General features: G+C 32.9%; 8 protein-coding genes and 2 pseudogenes. 5 read left to right on the top strand and 5 right to left on the bottom strand.

Annotation, left to right across the window (positions count from 1 at the left end):
• From MRZ19_RS01890 to MRZ19_RS01875, 5 genes and pseudogenes are all read left to right on the top strand, one after another.
• A pseudogene (locus MRZ19_RS01890) lies at nucleotides 1-214 on the top strand (type II secretion system protein); the annotation flags it as partial.
• Nucleotide 215: 1 nt separating this feature from the next.
• Entirely contained in the window at nucleotides 216-353 is a 138-nt protein-coding gene (locus MRZ19_RS08525) for a prepilin-type N-terminal cleavage/methylation domain-containing protein (protein ID WP_366936140.1), read from the top strand.
• A complete protein-coding gene (locus MRZ19_RS01885) occupies nucleotides 347-592 on the top strand; it encodes a hypothetical protein (protein WP_291029777.1) in 246 nt (81 codons plus the stop codon). Before MRZ19_RS08525 ends, MRZ19_RS01885 begins: the two co-directional genes overlap by 7 nt.
• Before the next feature lie 39 nt (nucleotides 593-631).
• On the top strand, nucleotides 632-1399 hold the full coding sequence (locus MRZ19_RS01880; protein ID WP_291029775.1) for a TSUP family transporter: 768 nt from the start codon (nucleotides 632-634) through the stop codon (nucleotides 1397-1399).
• Between the two features lie 8 nt (nucleotides 1400-1407).
• Nucleotides 1408-2043 (top strand): LysE/ArgO family amino acid transporter, encoded by a 636-nt coding sequence (locus MRZ19_RS01875; RefSeq protein ID WP_291029774.1) that lies wholly within the window; start codon nucleotides 1408-1410, stop codon nucleotides 2041-2043.
• 67 nt (nucleotides 2044-2110) lie between these two features.
• Here the strand turns inward: MRZ19_RS01875 and MRZ19_RS01870 are convergent.
• The 5 genes and pseudogenes from MRZ19_RS01870 to MRZ19_RS01850 form a co-directional block, all read right to left on the bottom strand.
• Nucleotides 2111-2269 (bottom strand): annotated as a pseudogene (locus MRZ19_RS01870) (class I SAM-dependent methyltransferase); the annotation flags it as partial.
• The gene (locus MRZ19_RS01865; RefSeq protein WP_291029772.1) at nucleotides 2268-2615 is read right to left on the bottom strand and encodes a hypothetical protein; all 348 of its coding nucleotides are present in this window, start codon (nucleotides 2613-2615) and stop codon (nucleotides 2268-2270) included. The gene MRZ19_RS01865 and the pseudogene MRZ19_RS01870, both read right to left, overlap by 2 nt.
• A 116-nt stretch (nucleotides 2616-2731) precedes the next feature.
• Nucleotides 2732-3346, bottom strand: a complete 615-nt coding sequence (locus MRZ19_RS01860) for a hypothetical protein (RefSeq protein WP_291029770.1) — start codon at nucleotides 3344-3346, stop codon at nucleotides 2732-2734.
• 25 nt (nucleotides 3347-3371) lie between these two features.
• On the bottom strand, nucleotides 3372-4127 hold the full coding sequence (locus MRZ19_RS01855) for a BsaWI family type II restriction enzyme (protein WP_291029768.1): 756 nt from the start codon (nucleotides 4125-4127) through the stop codon (nucleotides 3372-3374).
• Between the two features lie 55 nt (nucleotides 4128-4182).
• On the bottom strand, nucleotides 4183-4383 hold a 201-nt coding region (locus MRZ19_RS01850; protein ID WP_291029766.1), incomplete at its 5' end, for a dihydroxy-acid dehydratase.

Genomic DNA, 4383 nt, shown 5'->3' with positions numbered 1-4383 from the left:
GCTACAAGATTCCAATAATAACCCTTGCATTAGTGCAAAGCTTCTTGATGCAAAGAGCGCACCTGCTACAACACCAAAAGGTGTCCAATTTTTAGAAATCTCCACACAAACCCCAGGCAATGCAAGCGGTGATACTTGTGCGAAACTCATTGAAAATATTGGCTTAAATTCCACATTGAAGATTCCACTTCTTAGCAACTCTATCATCTTTTAAAATGCTAAGAAATGCCTTTACTTTATTAGAAATTATCCTAACACTCTTGCTAGTTGGAATACTTTTGAGCATTGGGATTCCGCATTTTGCAAATTACACTAAAAATGCTTGTGTAAAAAATTTCAACTTCAAATGTTAAATTTACGCTTGGAGTTAAAGGCGCAGCTTCAAACAAGGCAAACAATAAATTGGGATTCTCTATACAGCCATTTAGATTTCACTTCTAAAGACTGCCATTTTAGCAAGCAAAAAGATGGCTTTGTTATCCATCATTATGGAGCTAATGCCTTTTTTAGACTCAAAGATTCTATGTTGGAGTGTCAATATTCTAAATCCTCCCGCTTGCACAATGGTGAATCAATGTGCGATATTTTTTAAAACTTGCAATATAATAATGCTTTTGTTTTAGGGATCTAAATGGAAGAATTTATCGTTAGTTTTGATGTATATATGCTTTTATTGCTCTTTTTTGCGGCATTTGTAGCGGGTTTTATTGATTCTATTTCTGGAGGTGGCGGAATGATAACAATCCCTGCGCTTTTGCTTGCAGGAATTTCCCCTCTTCAAGTCTTAGCAACAAATAAGCTTCAAAGCTCCTTTGGTAGCTTTTCTGCAACCTTACAATTCTATAAAAAAGGTTACATCAACTTAAAATCTGGGATTCCTTTTGCAAGCATTGCCTTTATTTTTTCTGCAATAGGCACAATGAGTGTGCAGTTTATCCAATTAGAATTTCTCTCTAAGATTTTGCCCTTTTTTGTGCTAATTTTTGGATTGTATTTTTTATTTTCTCCCAATATTCAAGAGATAGAAAAAACAGAGAAAATAAATAAAGCATATTTAAGCTTTGCAATTGCTGCTGTTGGGTTTTATGATGGTTTTTTTGGTCCGGGCACAGGTTCATTTTTTATGCTCGCATTAATCATCATTGGAGGGCTTGGCGTAACACAGAGTTTAGGACAAGCAAAACTTTATAACTTCTCAACAAATCTCGCTTCCTTAATCTTTTTTGCATTTGGCGGACATATTCTATGGGGTATTGGACTGCTTATGGCTTTAGGGCAGTTTATTGGTGCAAACCTTGGCTCTAGAATGGCTATTCGCTATGGAATCCGCATTATTAAACCCCTTGTTGTTGGAATCTCCTTTCTAATGGCAACTAAACTACTCTATGAACAATTTTAAGGAAAACTATGGAGATTTATCTACAAGGACTGCTAATTGCACTATCACTATTTGCAACTATCGGTGCGCAAAATATGTTTGTTATCAAACAAGGAATCTTAAAAAATCACATTTTTTTTGTGTGTATAACTTGCATTATTTGTGATATTGTGCTTGTAAGTTTAGGAATTTTTGGAGTTGGGGAATTTCTAGCAAAAAACAAGATTTTTACGATTTTACTTGGAGTTGCTGGAACACTTTTTGTCTTAAGCTATGGAATTCTATCTTTGCGCTCTGCTTTTAAAGCAAACCAACGCCTAGAATTAAACGCACAAGGAAACAAAACAAGCCTTGTAAAAGTAATCACCCAAACACTTGCCATAACGCTTCTAAACCCTCATGTGTATTTAGACACAATTCTTATTTTAGGTGCGATTGCTCTGCCCTTTAGCGCAGATGAAAAGCTCTTGCTAAGTGGTGGAATCATTAGTGCATCTTGCCTTTGGTTCTTAGGTCTTGGATTTGCAGCACATAAAGCAAGTGTGCTTTTTAAGAATCCAAAATCTTGGGTGATTCTAAATTCCTTCACTGCCTTTGTGATGTTTATAATTGCATATATGCTAGCAAATTTTACTTGGGAAGAGTTGCAAGTGTTTTTTAGATAACTTTAAAGTTTTTATCATTGTATTAGGATTTGTAGCTAAATTAGATTTTAATTCTATTTTTTTAATATTAATATTTTTGATAAAAATCAAAAAACTTAGAATCTAACATCGCATTTTCTAGGCTTCTTTGTGAGAAAAGAAACCTCCCATCACACACAAAGCCAAGCTCCTGCCAATCTGTGTTATTTAGCTTATCACATAAATTTTGCAAAGTTATAGAACTGCTAAGTTTTCTCACACACTACTATCCATTCTTCATTCATCGTGCTAGATAGGATTCCAGCTTTATTTGTAGGAGAGTTTTTAAGTGGCATAGCTTTATTAGAAATCTTGCGTTTTATGGTAGTCAAATGCTTAAAGCCATTGTTGCAAAAAACTTCGGCGATAAACTTGTCTGTTGGAAGTTGTATTTTTTTAACCTGACGATTACCCACTACAAAAAAGACTTTAGCACCGATATTTAAGGCGTTTATTAAATTCACAATACTTTGTTCCAAATCTACATAAAAACTTGAAACTTCTAAAGCTCTTTTGCGATCAATTTTAGCAATTTCTTGTATATATTCCTGCATTACTCCCTTATTATAAAACTCTTTTGATTTTTTACCGCCTAAAAGCTGTGAGTCAAGTTTCCTTGCATTTTGAAAGCCCATATATTCATTGATAAAAGTGCTAAATTGTCCATAAGCTACTGTTGTCTTAGAATCACCATAGGGCGGACTGGTAAGAATAGTGTCAAACTTTTAGCGGTATTTGTAAAACTTGAGTTTGTAATATTATGCGTAATATTTTTTATTTTATGTTGATAAAAAGATAAATAATCATCAATAAGAGAATCCAGCTTTTCTTTAAAGATTTTATGCGTGTTGGGCTTGTAATTTTCATAATCTTTCATTCTAAAAAGTTTAAATTCATTATTTCTTGTATAGCTTGCTTCTCTTAAAGTTTCACTAAAAGCAAGTAAAAATAAGTTTTTTATATTCCATTCTTTAGTATTGTTTAAATGATGAAAAATAAGGGCTAAATCCACCTGCGCTTGTTTCTCTATCCAAAAATCAATGTTTGTAATATTAGCTTTCTTAATTTCCACAATTTTTACTATGTTTTCAAAAAGGATTGCTAAAGGATTTAAATCAAAGCCCACAAAATGCTTTATACCATACTCTAAACCACTTATAAAACTACTGCCACTTCCACAATATGGGTCTAAAAGAGCTGTTTTCTTTGCCTTAAACTCTTTTAATAATTCATAGCCAATTTGTGGGAGCATAGTCGCTGGATATTTGTGTAAATTAGGATACATTGACGCATAGCTTTGCCCTAAAAAATCATATTTTGGATTGTATATAGCTTTGATGGATTCTTGTATTGCAAGGCTTAATGAAATCCCCTGTTTGTATATTTTTCCCTATAAAAGCACAATCAAAAAATTTAAACATACCTCTATGTTGTGGATTATTGATTTCATTATAGAAATTAACGGCAGCAAAGCATACTAAAGGTTGAATGGGTGGGTTATAGCTAATATTGTATTTTTCTTTAATGCCAGATTCTGTATTGGCAATTTCCATTAAAAGTTTCCATTTGTATGTTTGACCAGCTCTTTCTCTTAGAGAAGTTTTAAGAGAAAGAATAAGGCAACTTGCTAAATTTTGTTTAGAATCTAGCCTATAAATTACTAAATCTACATCTGGTTTTTGTGTTTCTTCGCCAACCTTTATATAAAATAGTTCTTTAAAATGTGGGATTTGTGATATTTTGTTGGTAATAAAAATATCCTTATCAACATTTCCACTTTCTTTATTTTTTAAAAATACCCAAACAATAAGGTTTGAAAAGGCACTTCCTGCTATGCTTTTTCTTGCTTGGCTTATATCTTTAATTTCATTTCTATTAACACGCTCTTTTAATAGCTTTTCAACTGCTTCTTTAGAATCTAGCAAATATCCATAGAGATTGTTAAAAACTTCCTGTAAATTAAGCTTATTATTTTTTAAATCTTTTATTATGGATTCAAGCATAGGCTGCATATAGTATTTGTTTTCTATCTCTTGCAATGTTTTTATTTCAATTTTATTTAGCATTTTTATTTCTTTGTTACTTTAAGCTTTTGCTATCCATTTCTCGTATTTTACCCACTTACAACTCCGTTTTTAACACCGCGCCATTTGCGGCGTTGCTTACAAGCAGGGCGTAGCGTTTAAGCCATTTGCTTGTTATCTCTTTTTTGATTGGCTTCCATTTAGCGCGGCGTGCTTCTAAAGTTTTAGAATCCACTTTCAATTCCAAACTCCCACGCGAGACAGAAATCTCTATTTCATCACCATCTTCAATCAGTGC

The organism is Helicobacter sp. (assembly GCF_022770205.1).
Classification (GTDB): Bacteria; Campylobacterota; Campylobacteria; order Campylobacterales; family Helicobacteraceae; genus Helicobacter_D.
This window is presented reverse-complemented; position numbering and strand designations above follow the sequence as displayed.

Coding starts and splice junctions, on each gene's coding strand:
- MRZ19_RS01885 (WP_291029777.1), top strand. CDS start 347: ATGTTAAATTTACGCTTGGAGTTAAAGGCGCAGCTTCAAACAAGGCAA.
- MRZ19_RS01860 (WP_291029770.1), bottom strand. CDS start 3,346: ATGTATCCTAATTTACACAAATATCCAGCGACTATGCTCCCACAAATT.
- MRZ19_RS01880 (WP_291029775.1), top strand. CDS start 632: ATGGAAGAATTTATCGTTAGTTTTGATGTATATATGCTTTTATTGCTC.
- MRZ19_RS08525 (WP_366936140.1), top strand. CDS start 216: ATGCTAAGAAATGCCTTTACTTTATTAGAAATTATCCTAACACTCTTG.
- MRZ19_RS01855 (WP_291029768.1), bottom strand. CDS start 4,127: ATGCTAAATAAAATTGAAATAAAAACATTGCAAGAGATAGAAAACAAA.
- MRZ19_RS01875 (WP_291029774.1), top strand. CDS start 1,408: ATGGAGATTTATCTACAAGGACTGCTAATTGCACTATCACTATTTGCA.
- MRZ19_RS01865 (WP_291029772.1), bottom strand. CDS start 2,615: ATGCAGGAATATATACAAGAAATTGCTAAAATTGATCGCAAAAGAGCT.